Annotated in this window: 1 protein-coding gene; it reads right to left on the bottom strand. The window is 42.0% G+C overall.

What is annotated here, in order from left to right; genetic code table 11:
* The coding region (locus ACRD64_RS25250) for a transposase (RefSeq protein ID WP_430937424.1) at positions 1-643 on the bottom strand (643 nt) is incomplete at both ends.

Genomic DNA, 643 nt, shown 5'->3' with positions numbered 1-643 from the left:
AAACATGAACCACCGCCCTAAGTTCTTGTTTTATATATTTTGAAAATTTAAAGAACTTTATCGGGCTACAGGACTTTGAATTGTCGTGCCGGGTTATGACGGATTTCGTGATCTGAAACAGTTTATTGGAGATAAGTATCCATATCAGGTTTCCTATCAGCTGACATTTAAACCTTTCTATTTTCATTGGCTTGCACTTGTGGATGTTCAGGTGCGACTTCCATGTTTTGAACAAGATTTCTATTTGCCACCGCAACCTGTATGCCAGGATCACCTTTTCTGCGGATAGAACCTTTGCGGGGACATTTGTGATAAACAGGTTGAAGTGGGCCTTGGCCTTATATTCGCCAGATATGGCATACCCCTTTTTTCTGTTACCTCCCTGTTTGGCTTTCCGTATTCTCCCTGCGGCCACTTGTTCAGGAACAGGGACGATCAGAAGCCGTGACCCGATTTTTTCTTTTTTACCAAGATACACTTCTGTTTCAAGGCTGGCGGCATCGTTTTTCTTAAAGTGATGTCTGATATCCTTCCAGCAGATTGCATCAAAACTGTCTTCGTTTTTCAGGTATACCCCTATTTTCGGAAGCCTGTTAATATAAAAAGCACCATTGGTATCAAAAGCCTTGAGGTAGTTCGTGGT

It is taken from the genome of Saccharicrinis sp. 156 (assembly GCF_050589685.1).
Classification (GTDB): Bacteria; Bacteroidota; Bacteroidia; order Bacteroidales; family Marinilabiliaceae; genus Saccharicrinis.
This window is presented reverse-complemented; position numbering and strand designations above follow the sequence as displayed.